This is a genomic window from Pseudomonas sp. P129 (assembly GCF_020312195.1).
Taxonomy (GTDB): domain Bacteria; phylum Pseudomonadota; class Gammaproteobacteria; order Pseudomonadales; family Pseudomonadaceae; genus Aquipseudomonas; species Aquipseudomonas fragariae.
In genome coordinates this window covers 361,550-379,640 of the sequence record NZ_JAGPYS010000003.1, presented here as the reverse complement: position 1 = coordinate 379,640, position 18,091 = coordinate 361,550, and the positions used below count along the sequence as shown (strand labels likewise).

General features: G+C 59.1%; 11 protein-coding genes. 5 read left to right on the top strand and 6 right to left on the bottom strand.

Features of this window, described 5'->3' with window-relative positions:
• Positions 1-32: 32 nt before the first annotated feature.
• Entirely contained in the window at positions 33-977 is a 945-nt protein-coding gene (gene hrpR / locus KBY02_RS11440) for a transcriptional regulator HrpR (protein ID WP_080267145.1), read from the bottom strand.
• Positions 978-2,051: 1,074 nt separating this feature from the next.
• A complete protein-coding gene (locus tag KBY02_RS11435; RefSeq protein WP_058822529.1) occupies positions 2,052-3,575 on the bottom strand; it encodes a lytic transglycosylase domain-containing protein in 1,524 nt (507 codons plus the stop codon).
• Positions 3,576-3,794: 219 nt separating this feature from the next.
• Here KBY02_RS11435 and KBY02_RS11430 point away from each other — a divergent pair, with 219 nt between their 5' ends.
• Complete coding sequence (locus tag KBY02_RS11430) at positions 3,795-9,155, top strand: AvrE-family type 3 secretion system effector (protein ID WP_225650364.1); 5,361 nt, start codon at positions 3,795-3,797, stop codon at positions 9,153-9,155.
• A 62-nt stretch (positions 9,156-9,217) separates the two neighbouring features.
• Here the strand turns inward: KBY02_RS11430 and KBY02_RS11425 are convergent, their stop codons facing one another.
• From KBY02_RS11425 to KBY02_RS11415, 3 genes are all read right to left on the bottom strand, one after another.
• Positions 9,218-9,607 carry a type III secretion system chaperone gene (locus tag KBY02_RS11425; protein WP_148193463.1) on the bottom strand — a complete coding sequence of 130 codons (390 nt, stop codon included), beginning with the start codon at positions 9,605-9,607 and terminating at the stop codon, positions 9,218-9,220.
• A 105-nt stretch (positions 9,608-9,712) separates the two neighbouring features.
• Positions 9,713-11,875 (bottom strand): restriction endonuclease, encoded by a 2,163-nt coding sequence (locus tag KBY02_RS11420; RefSeq protein WP_225650358.1) that lies wholly within the window; start codon positions 11,873-11,875, stop codon positions 9,713-9,715.
• Positions 11,872-12,366 (bottom strand): CesT family type III secretion system chaperone, encoded by a 495-nt coding sequence (locus tag KBY02_RS11415; protein WP_104684708.1) that lies wholly within the window; start codon positions 12,364-12,366, stop codon positions 11,872-11,874. The genes KBY02_RS11420 and KBY02_RS11415 overlap by 4 nt, the downstream gene beginning before the upstream one ends.
• 304 nt (positions 12,367-12,670) lie before the next feature.
• Here KBY02_RS11415 and KBY02_RS11410 point away from each other — a divergent pair, with 304 nt between their 5' ends.
• Positions 12,671-13,996: a pectate lyase gene (locus KBY02_RS11410; RefSeq protein WP_011266872.1), complete on the top strand. Its 1,326-nt coding sequence runs from the start codon at positions 12,671-12,673 to the stop codon at positions 13,994-13,996.
• Between the two features lie 83 nt (positions 13,997-14,079).
• Here KBY02_RS11410 and KBY02_RS11405 read toward each other — a convergent pair whose 3' ends face one another.
• Positions 14,080-15,531 carry a hypothetical protein gene (locus KBY02_RS11405; RefSeq protein WP_024642743.1) on the bottom strand — a complete coding sequence of 484 codons (1,452 nt, stop codon included), beginning with the start codon at positions 15,529-15,531 and terminating at the stop codon, positions 14,080-14,082.
• A gap of 342 nt (positions 15,532-15,873) precedes the next feature.
• Here KBY02_RS11405 and KBY02_RS11400 point away from each other — a divergent pair, with 342 nt between their 5' ends.
• From KBY02_RS11400 to KBY02_RS11390, 3 genes are all read left to right on the top strand, one after another.
• The gene (locus KBY02_RS11400) at positions 15,874-16,818 is read left to right on the top strand and encodes a bestrophin family protein (RefSeq protein WP_024651696.1); all 945 of its coding nucleotides are present in this window, start codon (positions 15,874-15,876) and stop codon (positions 16,816-16,818) included.
• A 395-nt stretch (positions 16,819-17,213) separates the two neighbouring features.
• Complete coding sequence (locus KBY02_RS11395) at positions 17,214-17,501, top strand: YceK/YidQ family lipoprotein (RefSeq protein ID WP_003314115.1); 288 nt, start codon at positions 17,214-17,216, stop codon at positions 17,499-17,501.
• A 58-nt stretch (positions 17,502-17,559) separates the two neighbouring features.
• Positions 17,560-18,045, top strand: a complete 486-nt coding sequence (locus KBY02_RS11390; RefSeq protein WP_032656345.1) for an AAA family ATPase — start codon at positions 17,560-17,562, stop codon at positions 18,043-18,045.
• Positions 18,046-18,091: the final 46 nt, after the last annotated feature.

Here is an 18,091-nt window from a genome sequence, read left to right as displayed (position 1 = left end):
TGGCATCAGCGTTGCGCGAGCGCAGCAGCGATTCAGGACTCGGCTACCAGGTCGATATGCGAAGCAACCCCCAGCTCTTTCATGCGGTGGTAGAGGGTGCGCCGGGGCAGTTCGAGCTCCTCGAGCACAGCGTCGAAATTGTGCCGATGTCGCTTCAAGGCATCCTGAATGAGCATTTTCTCGATGACGCGCATCTGCATGCGCAGCCCTGTTACCGGGTCACGCGCTTCGACCGGCTCAGCGCCCAGCAACGGCAACCCCAGGACAAAACGCTTGGCAGCCGACTTCAGTTCGCGCACGTTGCCGGGCCAGTCATGGCTCAACAGGATCTGTACACGTCGATTGTCGAGCGTTGGAACGGAGCGGCCGGATTCTGCGGCGATGTCCTGGGTGAACTGGTCGAACAATGGCAAAATCTGCTCGCGACGCTTGCGCAAGGCTGGCAACTGCAGTGTCAGCACATTGAGCCTGAAAAACAGGTCACGACGAAAAAGTCCTTGTTCCACCAGTTCATCCAGCGGACGCTGGGCCGAAGCAATCACTCGCAGATCCAGTGGTATGAAATCGGTCGAGCCGAGCCGCTCGACGCCCCTGCTTTCCAGCACCCGCAAGAGCTTGGCCTGAAGGCTCAACGGCATGCTGTCGATTTCATCCAGATAGAGGGTGCCGCCGCTGGAGGCTTCGATGTAGCCCTCGCGAGCCCGACACACGCCGGTGAACGCACCATTGACCACGCCGAACAACTGGCTCTCTGCCAACGATTCGGGGATGGCCGCACAGTTCATGCCGACAAAGGGCCCGGTCCTGCTCGACAGCTCATGAATCCGGCTGGCCAGGGTATCTTTGCCGGTGCCGGTTTCCCCGCAAAGAAGCAAGTCCATATCCAGTAGCGCGCTGTTCATTACAATTTGATGACCAGCCGATAATGCAGTTACGTTCCAACACGTTCGAACGTCGTTATCAATGTCTGTGCTCATCGATCACTCTCATGGCGGGAGGAAGGCGGGATATTAATACCACGTCTTACAAGGCACACATATAGTAATTTAGTTCCCCACAGACGGTGAAAAATTTCACAAACTCGAGAATCACTATCAAGTAGCGCCACCCCCCTAAGACCCACTCGGTATAGCGCAAGCGCTTTGAAATGACTCTGTTAATATATCCTTATTCCAAAATTATCATGGACTTACGCTAGCCAAGCGTCGCTGCAGCCCCCATGGCTGCGGGGAATCCAGACGTATGCCCGATCATGGGTCATAATGAAATCGAAAAATTTGTAACTTGCCAACCGCAGAAAAAACAGATAGCCACCCCATGAATCTGGTAGCACACTTAATAGTCGCCGCAGCACGTTAGTTCTTTACAGCAATAAAAAATGAGCAAACCAAAACAGCCATTTGTACGAACGTATTGTATTAACTTCCCATACACCCACAACTAACACACTCAAGAAAAAACCGGTTAACGTTCAACTTACTCCATACGTCCAAATAGGGAGAACCGGTTGCAAGACAGAACCCGGCAACTGGGCTGATACAAACAAGACCACAGTCGGATTTCCGAACGATGGCGCATCTCTGATCTGGTTGGATCCATAACCCTCCCATTTTTTGGGCTCATCTCGCGATAGCTTTTTGCCACCCATGCATTCGGTAATCCGAACGCGTGGCCTTTTCAGAATGCGTATTTGCAGGTTTTGAAAATGGCTAATTCGCTGAAAGGATTCACTGTAGGACAATCTGGCAATCCAGGCTTATAGCGTTATGAACGCCTCTCACCATAAGCAGCGCTGATACCTCATCATCACTGAGATTGTTTCTAGATATGTGTAAGTATTTCCTTACAATTCTTTACAAAGTTTGCATGAGCCATTGAGAAACATATTTGGTAAAGCTTGGTCCGCCCCCCTTTTTACGCCCCTATAAAGGCAAAAAAAGGAGCAGAATTTTTCATTCGCAGGTTTCGGGCACGCGCTGGTAACGCGAAAAAGCACTAAAAAAGGGCAATTTTCAGGTGCTTTAAGCGCTCAGGAGAAAAAAATCGAGAGGTTATTGGCGTGGATCGCTTGCGTACACCACGACACGAGGACCGTTCGGCAGCTCACGCGGCTCATCGCGGTACGCGATCTCGTCGCGCTTGCGTGGCGACGAACGGTCATCGATGTACAGCCTCTTTTGAATCCGGCGGTCCAGTAGCGAACGCTCGTTTGTCACCTGCGGTGGCGCCTGACGCGCGGGCTGGATGGATTCGGACACAGTCACCTGTTCGGCAGCCTGAACGGGTTGCGCTGGGCCGGGCAAAGGCTCCTGCCTGGCAACCTGGACGACTTTCGGTTGCGGTTCACGTCTGACCGGTTGTACCGATTCCGGTGCTGGCTCGCGCTCAAGCACCTGCATCAGGCCTGCCGTCTGCTCGCGCCCTGCTGCTTGCAACGGTCCAGGAACCGGAGCGCGCTCGGCCACCTGTGACGCTGGCTGACGCTCGATCACGCGCGTTGGGTGGCTTGGCGCAATGACAGCGGTTGTCGGCGACTCTCCGGTGATCCGCTCGATACCTGCCGTCAACACCTGCGTGTGGGTCTTGGGGATCAACAGTCGCCCCGGCCCATCCGGGGTCTTTTTTCGCAGGAATGCCGGGTTGAGGCGCAACAACTGTGCCTCGTCTACCCCGGTGGTGGCGGCGAGCTGAGTCAGGTCTACCGTGTGGTTGAGCTCAACCACATCGAAATACGGCATGTTGGCGACCGGCGTCAGTTGCACGCCGTAGGCGCCTGGATTGCGCACCACCAGCGAAAGTGCCAGCAGGCGCGGAACGTAGTCCTGGGTTTCCCGGGGTAAATTCAAATGCCAGTAGTCGACAGGCATGCCACGTCGACGGTTGGCGTCGATCGCTCGTGCAACCGTGCCCTCGCCTGCGTTATAGGCCGCCAGTGCCAACAGCCAGTCGTTATTGAACTGATCATGCAGGCGAGTCAGATAATCCATCGCCGCCTTGCTTGACGCGACGACATCGCGGCGGGCGTCGTAGGTAGCGCTCTGGTTCAAGTTGAACTGGCGACCGGTGGACGGGATGAACTGCCAGAGGCCCGCTGCCGCCGCCGGGGAGTTGGCCAAGGGATTGTAAGAGCTCTCGATCATGGGCAGCAGCGCCAGCTCCAATGGCATGTTGCGCTCATCGAGACGTTCGACAATGAAATGCAGGTAAGGCGTGGCGCGCTTGCTGGCCCCGGTCAGAAAACCGCGATTGTTCAGCAACCAGTCACGCTGGCGAGCGATACGTTCATTGACGCCCTGCCCGTCCACCAGCCGGCATCGCTGCGCCACCCGTTGCCAAACGTCCTCGCCGTTGTAGACGGGCAAATCGGCAACAGTCGTTGCAGCCAGGGGGTCGGCCTGCGCGTCGGCCGAGCGATACCCCAGCCCGGCGACCAGTCGCGGCAAGCGGTCCAGGCGCGACGGTGAGTCATCGACTGACTGACAGCCCACACACAGCGCCCCCAGGGCCAGAACGGCGATCTGTACCGAACGAGCCAGCAAACGAGGAGACGAAACGTGGAGGGCAACGGCGGCCATGTGCGGAATGTCCTGAACGTGTCCCCCTACGTGGCACGCCCGCCTTTCCAGTTCCCTGCAAGGCGTATTTCGCTTGCGTACGCACAAGCCTGAAACGTTTCAGCCAGCTGTTTTTCTGTGGAACCGGTGCCTTCCCCATGCCACACAGGAGCTGAAGGACTTTTCAAAAGGGTTACACAATCGCCGTCGTCGGGCGGCAAATGGAAAGGGAGATGCACCGTGCAGGCACCAACGGTCAACCGCAATACCGGAAACGTCATTGCGCCAGAAGCGACAGCAAGAGCCGACAACCCTTCAAATATCCGGCAGCAAACCGAACAGCCGACCCAGCGCTCCTCACATTCGCTGGGCAGTATGGGAAAACGGCTGCTGAAAAGCGTCGGTAAGGTGTTCCAGAAATCCAGGGCACCCCGGCAGTCGGCAGCCAGACCGCCCAGTACGCAACCCCCCTCAAGCTCACCACCGCGCTCCAGTCGCGAGGCGGGCAGAAACACCAGTCGTGACACTCGTCTGCCAGATAACCCGCCGCCGCGCAACGATCCTCCCCCCAAGTCAATTCTGCGCACCCGTGCGAACACCTCAGGAACGACGAAGCATGAAATAGAACAAGGATCGACGCGGGCAGACACTGCCCCCCGCAACAATCGCCGTGTCACGTTCAATCTTCCGCAGGATCAGCTCACACGCAGCGCCTCAGAGCAGCTAGCCGCAGAGCCCATGACTGACGAAGAGGCGGTCGCCAGCGCTATGCGCGAACGCCGTAACCCCGGTGGCCGTCTGCAAGGCCTCGATAGCACACGCCAGTCAATGCAGCCTGTAGGCCCGAACACGGCAAGCAGTTCCGGTACCCAAGCCGACGATCCTGATGGGCCGCTCGCGCGCCGCAATACCGGGCTGGAAAGTAGCACCGGCGGGAGCTCCGAGCTCAGGAGCGAGCAACTGATGCGCGATACGCGACCACAGGCCACTATCAGGCTGAGTGCCGATGGCAAGCCGGATTTCTCTTCGTTCAAGACGCCCGGCATGGCCGCGTTGCTGAACGACATACTCGCCAAGCCCGGACAAACCTATCTGGCGCAGCAGAGTGAGCAAGGCGTGCAGGGCCATCAACTGTTGCAAGCCAACGGGCATCTGCTGCATCTGGCGCAAGGTGACAGCTCGCTGGCGGTCATCCGCAGCAGCGAGCCAACACTGCCGGTGGCAGGCGGGAAACCTCCGCCGGTGAACATGCAGCGTGAAGAAAATCACATTCATCTCGACACCCTTGACGGGCGGCGCAGCCAGGAGTTGCCAGGCAAGGCCCATATCGCCCACCTCACCGACGTCCATCAGACCACCAACGGCGACCGCCTGCGCGTGCACGAAGACCGGCTGTACCAGTTCGAACCGCTCGCCGCACGCTGGAAGCCGGTGGATGAAATCGAGAACATCGCCTTCAACCGCCTGATAACCGGAGGCAACGGCTCGGTCTACGCCAAAAGTGACGATGTTGTCGTCGATCTCTCCAGCCCGTTCATGCCGCATGCCGATTTCAACAACCTGAAGTCATTTTCGGTCGCACCTGACGATACCGCGGCACTGCTCAGCGGCTCGGATGTGCAGACCGTCCTGCTCACCGACATGAGTCCGGTGATTGGTGGGCTGACCCCGAAAAAAACCAAAACCCTGGAACTCGACGGTGGTCAGGCACAGGCCGCCGAAGTCGCCCTGAGCAACGACAGGCTATTTATTGCCGACACGCAGGGCAGGCTTTACAGCACTGATCGCAGCGCCTTCGAAAGCAACGAGCCAACGTTGCGCCTGATGCCCGAACGGGCCGGCTACAGGCTGGACGATCAACCAATGGGCGGCCACAACAGCGTCAGCGGATTCATCAGCGGCGATGACGGTCGCGTGCACGCACTGATCAGGAATCGTCAGGGCGAGGTGCACTCCCATGCGCTCGACGAGCAGGGTGCGAAGCTGGAAAGTGGCTGGAATCTGACCAATGCGCTGGTTCTGGACAACACACGCGGCCTGACGGTTATGCCAGCGCCCGTCGGTGCCGACCGCCTGCACCTCGACCGTGCCGGTCTGGTCGGTTTGAGCGCCGGTCGCATCCAGCGTTGGGACGCGACGCCGCAGTGCTGGAAAGACGCAGGCATCAAGGATGTCGATCGCTTGCAGCGCGGAGCCGACAGCAACGCCTACGTGTTGAAAGGTGGCAAGCTGCTCAGGCTCGACGTGGCCCCTAAACACCCCAATGTCGCCTTCGACCACAATACGGCACTGGCCCAGATAGCGCGCTCGACCAAGGTGGCTATGGGCAAGGAAATCGCAGGGCTGGAGAATCGGGTCGTGACCGCCTTTGCCATGGTCAGCGACAAGCGCTTTGTCGCGCTCGATGATCAGAACAGACTGACGGCCCATAGCAAGGACCACAAACCCATTGATCTGGATACCTCCGCAATTGACGGAGACATCAAGGATCTGGCCCTGGACGAAAAGCATAATCTTTACGCGTTGAGCAGCACCGGTAAGCTGTATTGCATGCCCAGAGAGGCATGGCAGGCAACCCGATTCGGAGGCCAGTTGGCCGCCAAATGGACGCCGCTGGCAGCGCCCGACGGGCAACCGGTCAAAGCGCTGTACAGCAATGATGACAATCGCTTGAGCGTCCAGGTCGAGGACGCCGCCGGTCAAGGCCTGATGCAACTCAAAGAGGGTCAGTGGCAAGCGTTCGAGCAGCGTCCCGTGGAAAAAAACGGCTTGAACGACGTTTACAACCGCATCACGCGCGCGCACAAGACCTGGCGGATTCCAGGCACCGGGTTGACAGCAAAGCTGGACATCAATGCATTCGGGCGCAGCGGCATGGAGAAAAGCAATCGCCCCTCCGCCAGCGAGGCCATGCGGGCCAACGTTTACAAGAACACGCTGGAACCGCCTCGCTGGATGAAGAACGTCGGCAACAATATCCAGCATCGCTATCATGGTCGCGAGGGCCTGAAGGAGCTCTACAAGAAAGAGCTGATCGCGTTCAAACAACTTGAACTGATTCATGAAGCCGGCGGCACACCGCCGACCCCGGGCAACGATCTGAAAGCGCGAATTGCGCGCCTGCAGCTTGGCCCTGAAGGCGCTGAGCTGGCGAAAGAACTCGAAGTATTCCGCGACGAACTGGAAAAGCACGCCAGGACGGCGTTGGAGAACATTGGCAAGGATTACGGCAAGCTCAAAAACCTCAGGCAGAACGACGGTGTGCTCAACCAGCACAGCGCATTGGCAAAGTCATCGAAACGCACTCAGCTAGGCAAGAAGCTGGCTGAACTGGGGTCGATGCTCAACTTCAAAAGCTCCGGCCATGATTTCGTCAATGAGCTGGATAACGCCCTGACCCGTGTCGCCCCGTCCGCAGAAAACCCGACGGCCACAACGCTCAGGCTGCTGAAAGACAACGGTGTAAAGCTTTCTCACACCAAAACCGATATCGGTATGGGCCAACGCCGCGACGCCAATGAAGATCACGGGCTGAGCAAGGCCCGCCTGGCGCTCGATCTGGTCACCCTGAACGACCTCGGTGCGCTGATCGGCAAGGTTGAGCTGCTGGCACGCAGCAGCGACCTGCCCAGGCTGCAAGCGGAATTGACCTCGTTACGCGATGTGACCTATGGCGAGAATCCGGTCAAGCAGGTCACTGACATGGGCTTTACCGATAACGCAGCACTGGAAGGCGCGTATGACGCGGTCAAGGCGTTCTCGAACGCACTCAAGAAATCCGACCACGCGGTCAGCGTCAATATGCGCGCGGCAACCGGCAGCCAGGATCAGTCCGAACTGGCCGACACGCTCAAGGCCATGCTCAAAAACCTGGAGCATGGCGACGATGAAATCGGCGTGCAACGCAGTTACGGCCTGAACCTGACCAGCCCGTTCGCCGTCCTTGCCGACAAGTCGACAGGCCCGTGGCCGACCGCCGGCGCTACCGGCAATCGCAACTACCTCTTCAGTGCCGAACGTTGCGAAGGCGGCGTGACCCTGTACCTGATGAGAGAAGCGGCCGGCAATATCAGCGGCGGCGTGGGCGGCGGCAAGGACTACTGGCCTGGCTTTTTCGACGAAAACCACCCTGCCCGCAGCGTCGATATCGGTAACAACCGCAAGATGACGCCGAACTTCCGTCTTGGCGCAGACGTGACCGCAACCGCTGCCGCCAGCCAGCGTGCCGGGGTGATCTTCAATGTGGCGGACGACGAAATCGACGGGTTCGTCGACGACCTGTTCGAAGGCAAGCTCAACCCCTTGCAGCTGTTGAACAAGGTCAAGGACCACGAAACCTATGAAGCGCGCCGCTTCAATTTCGATATCACCACAGGCTTCAGCGCTGATATGCGCGTCGGCTTCGGCCTGTCGGAGGCCGACAGCGCGCCGCTTTCCGCGGTTGCGCGTCTGGGCGTGGCGGCGAATGTCACGGTCAACCTGCTGAGCTACACCGATTACTCCCTGACCCAGAAGAACGACAAGACAGAGCTGCGCGAAGGCGGCAAGAACCGGCCGCGCTTTTTCAACAGTCTGATCTTCGGCGGGCAGGCACGCGGGCAGATCAGTGGCACGCATAGCAACTCCACCGCGACCCCGGCCTCCGCTGCCGGGCCGACACCGGCGACTCAATCGGCGGCCAATAACCTGGGGGTCGCAGCGAACGTGACCATTGATGACAAAACCGTCAAACGGGTCAAGTTCCGCTTTAACGTAGCGACCCCGATGACCACCGAGAGCCTGGACAAACTGTCTAAAAGTCTCGGTGCAGCCTTCAAGGACAAAGCCACGACAGTCCGCCTTGCAGCGCTGCAGAATCCGCTGAACGCTCTTTACGTCGACATGAACCCTGAGCAGGCCATTCAGGCACGACTTGACGGGCTCAAAGCGCTGTTTGCCGAGAGACCGTCGCAGAACGACACGCAATACAAGGCGCTTCGGGACCTGAAACGGGCAGGCGTGCAACACGAAGCGTCGATCAACAATCACAGTGTGCTGGACAATGCCCGCTTCGAAACCAGCAAGACCAGCCTGTCCGGCCTGAGCAAGGAAAGTATCCTCACCAGAATCATGGGTTCGATACGCGAAGCCAGTGCGCCCGGCAACGCGGCCAGGGTCGCCGAGTACATGCGTCAGGACCCGACGCTCAGCGCCATGGTCAAGCAACTTGAAAACAGCCAGGGCACCCTCGCCCGGGTACGCCTTGAACCGAAAGACTCGCTGATCGACGACATAGACGAAGGCAGCCGCAGGGGGACGCTGACGCAGACCGAACTCTCCGGCCTTCTGGAAAATCGCAACAACATGAGGATCAAAAGGCTGGTGGTGTTCCATGCCCCACCGCAGACCGAGAACTTCACGTCACCTACGCCACTGATCAGCTACAACAGCGGCGCCTCGTTGAGCGTGAACAAGACCCTCGGGCGGATCAATTTCATCTATGGCGAAGACCAGGACAAACCCATCGGCTACACGTTCGACGGGGAACTGTCGCGGCCCTCGGCGTCGCTGAAAGAGGCGGCAGGCGAGTTGAAACTGTCGGGCTTCGAAGTCAAAAGCTGATAGTTGAAACACCGTAAAAAGCGCCGCATGGAAGCGGCGCGTTGGCGGGCAATCCCGTCTGTTCAGGCGTGCAGAAATGCGCGGGCTTCGCGTGCCTGAGCAATAAAGCCACGCGTCACGTCGCAAAAGGCTGGCTCATCGAGCGACACCAGCTCACGTTGCGCACACAGGCGCACATCGCCCTGATCGACGGCAAACCAGCAACCGTGCAAGCGGGCGACGTCGAAGTTCAGGCTCAACAACTGCTGCAAATCGGCAGAGCGTTCAGGGCAGCGCCCGACACGGCAATGAAAGATGACCATCTCACTGTGCTCGGGCAACTCGATGATGGCGGCTTCGTTGTCCTGGCCGTCATACAGCGCGCATACCCCGTTATGCCAGGTAAGCGAAGTGCCAAGCTGGGCACCCAGCGCAGTGATGAAACGGGAGAACTCGTGTTGCGAGGTATTCATCGTCATAGTCCTTTAGGAAAAGCCTGAGCTGACCAGGCAGTGAGTGGCTGCCTGGCGCTGCAGGTTCCACAAAAAGGGGCCGCCAGGGACACAGCCCCCGTGTGTTTATGAGCCTCGACGGCCCTCCTCCATCGAACTCAGTTCGACATCGACGGGGTCAGCGTTGTCCGCAGGCAAGGGTGTCTCTGGCGCGTTGCGTGAATTGCGCAAAGCCGAAACACCTTTCGATACGCCCTCTTCCACCCCGCGGAGTGTATCCACCACCAATTGGGTCGGTAATTGCAACGCCCCTCTGCCCATGTGATAGGCGCTTTCAACGGCTCTGGGGATACCAAGCGCAGTCTCCGGCTGGAACGTGTGTGGCAGTGAAGCTCTGTCTGGATGGCGAATAGTGTTCCAGGCGCTTTCAGTACGCGGCAGCATCGGCATTGCGCCGCCCATGCCTGCCTCTTTCAGGGCCTTGGCCTCGGCCGTGACCGACTGGTTGGCATACAGGGTCGACAGGTAAGACACCGAACCGGTTGCCGCCAGCGCCATGTTGCGCAGGATATTCCTCGCGCTGAGCGTGCCGGATGCACCTTGGGGCTGGACGGCAACCGGTGGTAGCGCACCGTTCAGCGCTGCACTTTGCACACCTGAAACAGCCTTGCTGTAGAACGCGGTGCGTACCGCCGGTTCGCGAAGGTCCAGGCCTTTGGCCAGGTCCTTGCCCAGGTCGGCATTGGCGCGGTCCGGGGTGAAGACCGGGATCTTGCGCCCGCGCGGATCGACATAGGTCGAGTTCAGCTGTGCAATGGTCTGGGTGGTGGCTGATATGGCCCCGGCGATCCCGGAGGTCACCGCTCTGGCCGACAGGGTCTGGCCATTGAGCAGATTGAAATCATTGAGCATCTGGCGTACCGCCTGCCCGCCACCAAAGGCGCCGTAGGGGATCATCTCACCCAGTGGATGGGTAGACGAAACCTGAACCTTTTTCTGATTCAAGACCGCTCGCTCGCTTTCGACGAAGGCTTTGTCCTCAGCGGCTTCCTCAGGCGTTTTTCTGACCAGTGCGCCGTTGTCGTTCTTCAACTCGAAAGGGTCGGGAATCACCGAGTCGGTATCAATCCCCTTGAGCGGCACCATATTCAGCCGCTCGTTGAGGCCGGCTTTCTGAAACCCGGCCTGCACCATCGGCTTCAACAGGTTGGTAACGCCCTCGTGAGCCACCCCGGCAGTCAGTCCTACGGCCAGGGCCCTCTTCATGCTGGCGTCGGCGCTTTTTTCGGGAACGGCATCTTTCATCGCGTCACCGGTGGCCGTGCGGATATACCCCAGGTGGAGCATGGACACCATAAACTGCGGCACCGCTGCCGCGACGATCGGACCGATCCCTTTCCAGCCGCCGACCGAGTTGCGATCGACGTTCAGCTTGTCGATCAGAGCATCCATTTGCGTGTGAGCGGCAACGGCACTCAACCGCTTGGCTTCAGGCGATTTGCAGAAGTCGGCGTGCAGGTCGCTCAGCATCGCCCTGGCCGTTTCCAGCGCCTGCCTGTCCATCAGCAAAACCGGTCTGCTGTCCTCAGTGGCGCCCTCCAACTGGCTGTCCAGCGCGGCGATGCGTTCGTCCAGCACCGCGAGACTGTGGTTCAGCCCCGCTTCGATGGATTTACTCGCCCGACCGGCGTATTCGCCAAGCGCCGCCTGACTGACCGCCAGTGTGTTGCGGTCGCGCAGCCCTCCGGGGCCGAATGCCTCAGCCGTCGCGTCATGCATGAGCTGGAAGTGCTCCAGCTGGTCTGCGAGCGACCGGGCAAAGCCCTTGATCAGTTGTTCGGTCTCGGCCTTGCCTGGCAGATGCCCTGGCTCAGCGAATCGTCCGAGCATTTGCTGTAAATCGGAGCCGTGAAACTGTTGCAACGCATAACGCTCAGGCGACAAACGGGCGGCCATGACCTCGAAGGGCAGTTTTTCAGACTGCAACAGACTGCCGATCAGCAGGGCCGCGTTAGCGCTGATAGTCGGCGTGGAAGTGCCTTGTACGGTGGGCTGTTCGGCACGAAACTTCTCCAATGTCGGCAGATGTCGCGGCGCGACTGGCAGGCGAGCGGCACCGGCCGCCGAGCTTTCCGGCGCTTGAGCGGCCGACTGGCTGGCGGTCAGCGGCGGGTTGCTGCTCGGGCTTACCGCGAGAGGATGAGCCTGGGCGACAGCGGCAGACGGCTGCGGCTGGTTCGCCTGAACGATTTCGGTACTGCCTGATCCGCCGACTCGTGTGCCAATCATTGGAACCTCCCGGAACTCGCAGGATTGTCACGCGTGGTTGCCTGAGAAGCAGGCATATTGACCGGGGCGCCCGCAGCACCCACCGGCCCCATGAAACCGTGCTCGCGCCACTCTCTGGCCAGGTCGGCAAAGGACTTCATCAGCAACAGCACGCCCTCGGCTGTCGCTCGTTCAAGGCCTATCGATCCCATCAGCAGCACTCGGCCGGTCTGGGCATTCCAGGAGAAAGCCGGGCTGTGGGCCCCCGAAAACATATGAAAGTTGATGTCCATCAGCGCCAGCAAGGCGCTGTCACGATTGCGCGCGGGCAGCGCGCCCATATCCCCGTAGATGAGAATCGCACGCCCCTCGTCGCGGTCCTGATAGTGAAGGGTGAAGTCGACGTCGCTGATTTTGAAATTGGCTGACTCGTAAAAACGTTCAGGTTCGGAGATCAGACTGAGCGCGCAAATCTCATTGATAAGCGATTGATATTCATCATTTTTGTTCATTTCACGGCCTCTGAGTGCGATGTGAGTCCACACCATTTTTTTGCTGGCGTGTGCGCACTGAGTCGGAGGGCAAGGGGTTTTGGTTCCTTGGGGCGAGGTGACCTCTCCAGAGCGGTGCATCGGGATCATCGTCCGTCAACGCACACAAACGGGAACCCATCCCCCCGTGCTGCCACTCACTTCGGGCAACGCCAAGGCAGAGTCCTCATCGACCTATAGAACCCGACAAGGACGCGGCGATCAACGCCGGTAAATCCGGAAGACGACGCTGGTTCATATGTCCATCCCATCGAGGTAAAGCACCATGAGCATCGGTATCAACTCATCCACCTCCTACCAACCCGCTTCAACCCAGCTGGACTTCTCGGCGCTGAGCGGCAAGAGTCCGCAGACCAATACGTTCAGCGATGAGAGCACTGCACAGGGCGTCGACCCGAGTGCCCTGCTGTTCGACACTGCCAGACAGAAAGACGTCAGCTTCGGACAGCCCGACAATACGGTTCAAAACCCCACCGACAGCAGCGCTGCAACTGACCCTCAATCCAACGTCGTCAAGCTGCTCAGTGCACTCGTCACATCGCTGCTGCAAATGCTCATGAACCTCAATAAAAAACAGGACACGGGTCAGGACTCCAACGAGTGGCAAGACCCGTTTCAAAACGAGGGAGGACTCGGTACGCCATCGGCCGAAGGCAGTGACGGTGGTACTCAGGAGGCTTCAGGCGGTGACGAGGGCGGCGGTACAACGGCGGCGACGGGTGGTGACGGTGGTGGCGGTACATCCCCGACCACTGAAGGTGACGGCGGCGGTACATCTCCAACCGCTGAAGGTGACGGCGGCGGTAGTTATGTGTCGACTGGCGCAGACGGCAGCGGCGCGCCTTCGACCGAGGACGGAACCGGCGGAGGCGGTGGCAGTGATGGCGTGACGCCTCAAGTCACCCCGCAACTGGCCAATCCCGGCCGCAACTCGGGCAACGGCACGGTTTCGGATACAACGGGCTCTCTTGAGCAATCCGGCGAAGTCAATGTCGTGAAAGACACCATCAAAGTCGGTGCTGGCCAGGTGTTTGACGGCCACGGTGCAACCTTTACCGCCGACAAGTCGATGGGCACCGGCGACCAGGACGAACATCAGAAGCCCCTGTTCGAACTGGCCGAAGGCGCTGTGCTGAAAAACGTGAACCTGGGCGAGAACGAAGCCGACGGCATCCACGTGAATGCCAAAAACTCGGAGCAAGTCACCATTGATAACGTGCATGCCCAGAACGTCGGTGAAGACATGATCACCGTCAAGGGTGAAGGCGGCGCAAAGGTCACCAATCTGAACATCACTAACAGCAGCGCCAACGGTGCCGATGACAAGGTCATTCAGCTCAATGCCGATACCCACCTGAAAGTCGACGGTTTCAAGGCCACCGATTTCGGTACGCTGGTCCGCACCAATGGTGGCAAGCAGTTTGATGACATGAGTGTCGAGCTCAATGGCGTGGACGCGACCCATGGCAAGTTCGCACTCGTCAAAAGCGACAGTGACGATCTGAAACTGGCCACTGGCGACATCGCCATGACCGACGTCAAGCACGCCTATGACAAGACCAAGGCGTCTACCCAGCACACCGAGCTGTGATACGACGCATACATGAGAAACAAGCAAAGGGGCGCACTCCGTGGAAGGCGCCCCTTTGCTTTACCGGCTATGGGTCGAAACGCTTATGAGCGCCCTGGCTGGAACGGCACCGCGCTCGGTGAACCCGCTGCAATGCCACCCTCTTCGATGTCCGGCTCACGAGCATTGCGACGACGTAATGTGTCAAGCAAGGATGCCCCCGTCGCAGCAATCGCCTCACCACTCGCGTCAATGCCCGCCTTGGCCAGCTTGACAGTCTGGTCAGCTACATAGCTGGTCGAACTCGACGCCGCCGATTTGACCGTATCCTGCAAGAACGACTCAGCTTTTTTCACCGCGGGATCGGTTGCGACCGCTGCGGTGGTCCAGGCCGCAAAAACGCCTGCCGAGGCGGCCATATTGGTCAGTTGGCTGACCGCCGCCTTGGTGGCCGGATCAGTGATATTTTTGGTCGCCATCTCCTGCAATTTGCCCACGCCGGCAAAGCCGCCTGCCAGGGCCAGCCCGTTTTGCGCCAGACCGGTGGCCGACACCAGGCTTCTCACCGCTTTCAGGCCGTCGGTGGCGACGTCCAGCGGCAGGCCAGCCACCCGCTTGCCGGCGTTCAGTGCAGCGCCGGAGTAGCTGGCTGACTTGATCGCATTGTAGGCCACGAGCCAGTCGGTTTCTTCACTCAAGTCTGCCTTGGGTTCCTGGTCCTTGATGCCGAGCACGAATGCACCGCCGCGCAAGTGATCACGCGCCTGCACACTGTGCATACGATTGCCGAACCCCGCGTTGGCCGCCAGGCCACCTGCCGCCGACACGCTGATGTCGACCGCACCCTGCACGGCGGGTCTGGATGCCAATGCTGGCGCCAGCACGGTACGCACCGCATTACGCGCGCTGTAAGTCTGGACGGCAATACCCAGATCCACCGCCTGACGCATGACACCCGGCGAGTGACGCTTCACGGAAGCCGCCATCGCATCATGCAGTTTCTCAGGCGGGGTACTCAGGTAGTGCAGGTTGCCCGTGGCGCGATTCATGACCGTGGTGCCGACCTGATCCATGATCCCGGACAGCGCTCCGGACACAAATGGCGTCAGGGGTTTGAGCGGCGTCGGCAGCCAGTCGCCCTTGTTGATGGCAGGCTGCATGTATTGCAGCACCGACGCAGCGGCAAACGGCGTGGCGCGCAGCGCGGTCGAAGCGGTGGTTGCCATCCTGTCGAACTTCTCCGCCTTGGCGAAGGTGTCGGCAATGGTGGCAGGCGTTTCGCCCTCGTCCAGCAAGCGTCTGGCGCGAGCATCGATGATGTTGTCGAGTTGCTCGTTGTGCGCATGAACGGCATCCTGATCGACGGCCGACTCACTCAACGGCAGTTTGTGCGCAGCGAATACATGATCTTTCAGGTAATCGGTAATGGCTTGCAGATTAGCGTGTTCGGCAGGGCTGAGCTCGCGTACGGAACTGGAGGCCAATGATTGCGATGCGGAATAAAAGCGCTCCAGCTCGATGCTGGGCTGCGAGCTGCCGGTTCGGTTGATGTGCATTGAAACTCCCTCTCTATTGCTTAAGTTGCGTAGCAACGCGCCGAGACGAGTCTGGCCGGACGACTTGCTTGCGAACAGGCAAGGCAATGAGGCGTCGGTCCGAGAGTGATAGCAATTGCAAACGTCCGGGGGCCCGTCAGCGAAGAGGACCGACAAGGCTGTGTGGTCGCAACAGTGCCGGGGGTTCCAGCTGTTGGTAGGGGTCGCCATGGTCAAGACAGGCGTGACTGTTTCGCCACCATGGAGAATTAAGCGAGCTTTAAGCCTCGGTCAGTAAGTTTGCGGCGTGGTGTGTTGATTGACCGCGCCAAACCCCTTCCAACCCAGCAAAGGAGTGCCGCAATGTCTGGTCCTTTTGAAAAAAAATGGCGGTGCATCAGCAGAACGGTCACCTACGTTGGCTGGTCATTGTTCTGGCTTCTGCTCTGGGACGTGGCCGTGACCATGGACTTCATGTTGATCCAGGGTGCGGGGATAGATCTCCCGCTGATGCCGCTTACGCTGTTGTGCTCGGCGCTTATCGTACTGATCAGCTTTCGCAATTCCAGCGCCTACAACCGCTGGTGGGAAGCGCGCACGCTATGGGGCGCGATGGTCAACAGCTCGCGCAGCTATGGCCGCCAGGTACTGACCTTGATTGAAGGCAGCGCCAATGAACGTGGCAACCCGGTGAAAGAAGTATTGTTCAATCGTCACGTGGCTTACCTGCGGGCACTGCGCGCTCATCTGAAAGGCGATGTCAGCACAGCAAAACTCGAAGGGCTGTTATCGCATTCCGAGATTCAACGCGCGCGTGAGAGCAATAACTTTCCCAATGACATTCTCAACGGCTCGGCAGCCATGATCTCCGAAGAGTTTGCCGGAGGGCGAATCGACAGCATCCGCCTGGCGCGACTGGAGTCGACCATGGTCGAACTGTCCAACTGCCAGGGCGGCATGGAGCGCATCGCCAATACGCCGCTGCCCTACCCGTACGTCTATTTTCCCAGACTGTTCAGTACCCTGTTCTGCATCATCATGCCGCTGAGCATGGTGACCACCCTGGGCTGGTTCACCCCGGCAATCTCGACGGTCGTCGGCTGCATGCTGCTGGCAATGGACCGCATCGGTACTGACCTGCAAGCCCCGTTCGGCGCCAGCCAGCACCGGATTCGCATGGAAGACCTGTGCAACACCATCGAAAAGAATCTGCGCTCGATGTTTGATGCACCGGCCAGGCAAAGTCTGGTAATTGACTCGCAAGACCAGCAGGGCAGCGCCTGGCAACCGCATCGACTGGTCGTTTGATGCCAGGCACGCTCGTCGCTATTTATAAGCGCTGAATATAACTTGCGTGCTGCAGCCGCTGACGTTTAAGACAGTGGCAAGGCGACGTTGCAACCAGCCATCGCAGTTATGCCTGAACGTACCGGGCTCAGAGGTTTTGCTGTCGGTTCCCGACAGATCGCGAGCAAGCTCGCTCCCACTGAGACAGCGTTGTTCAGGCAGATCGCGCAACGCATTGCCTGAGCTGTGGGCAGGATGATCGGAGTACCCCATGCATCTGCTGTCGCTCACTGCTCGCTTGTTCGGATGCTCTAGAGTCGCCTTTTTTGATCCAGACTCGACGTCGCCTGGTTCCCTGTCAGGGCAGTTGGGTAGAATGAAGCACACTTTGCGTCGACGCCAAAACAAGGGAATGTATGTTCAAGCAATGCCTGTTACTCGCTACGGCCATCTCACTGAGCGGCTGCTGGAGCCTGATGTATCACCTCGATGGTGAGCGTTGCGTCTATCCCGGTACACGGCACGGCTGGGCATGGGGTACTAAAGATGTGACATCGACCTGGCCCTGGTTGATAGACGTGCCGTTCTCTCTGGCGCTGGACACGCTGTTTCTGCCCTACGACCTCACCGCTTTCCTGCCGGAAAACCTTGGCGGTGATGATCGCGAGTGCCATTTCAATGATGGGCTGAATGTGCTTGGTTGACAGGCTCCCGCTGGGTATGGGCTCACCTCTGCTTACGACTGGAAAAGGACACGACTTGATGCTCGCCCCCAAACTTCACCTCCTGTGCGGCAAGATCGCATCCGGTAAATCGACACTGGCAAAATCAATCGCGACCGAGCATTCAGCGATCCTGTTGAGTGAAGATCAATGGCTCTCCCGGCTCTACCCTGACGAGATCAAATCAGTGGCGGACTACGTGCGCCTGGCCCATCGGATTCGCGACATCATCGGCCCTCTGGTCATCGACATGCTGAAGTCCGGCATGTGCGTGGTTCTGGATTTCCCTGCCAATACGCTCGCCGACCGCCAGTGGCTTCGCAGCCTGGCTGAAGACGCGCAGGTTAAGCATCGACTGCACTATCTCGACGTGGAAGATGATATTTGCCTTGCCAGACTGCATGCTCGCAACCAAAGAGCCGAGCATGACTTTGCGGCCACAGATGCGGAGTTCAGGCTGATCACACGCTACTTCCAGATTCCACACACTGACGAAGGGCTGGATATTCTGGTTCACCGCCTGTAATTCATCAGAAGGCGCGTGGTGATGTCCTTCAAACAGTCTGATATCT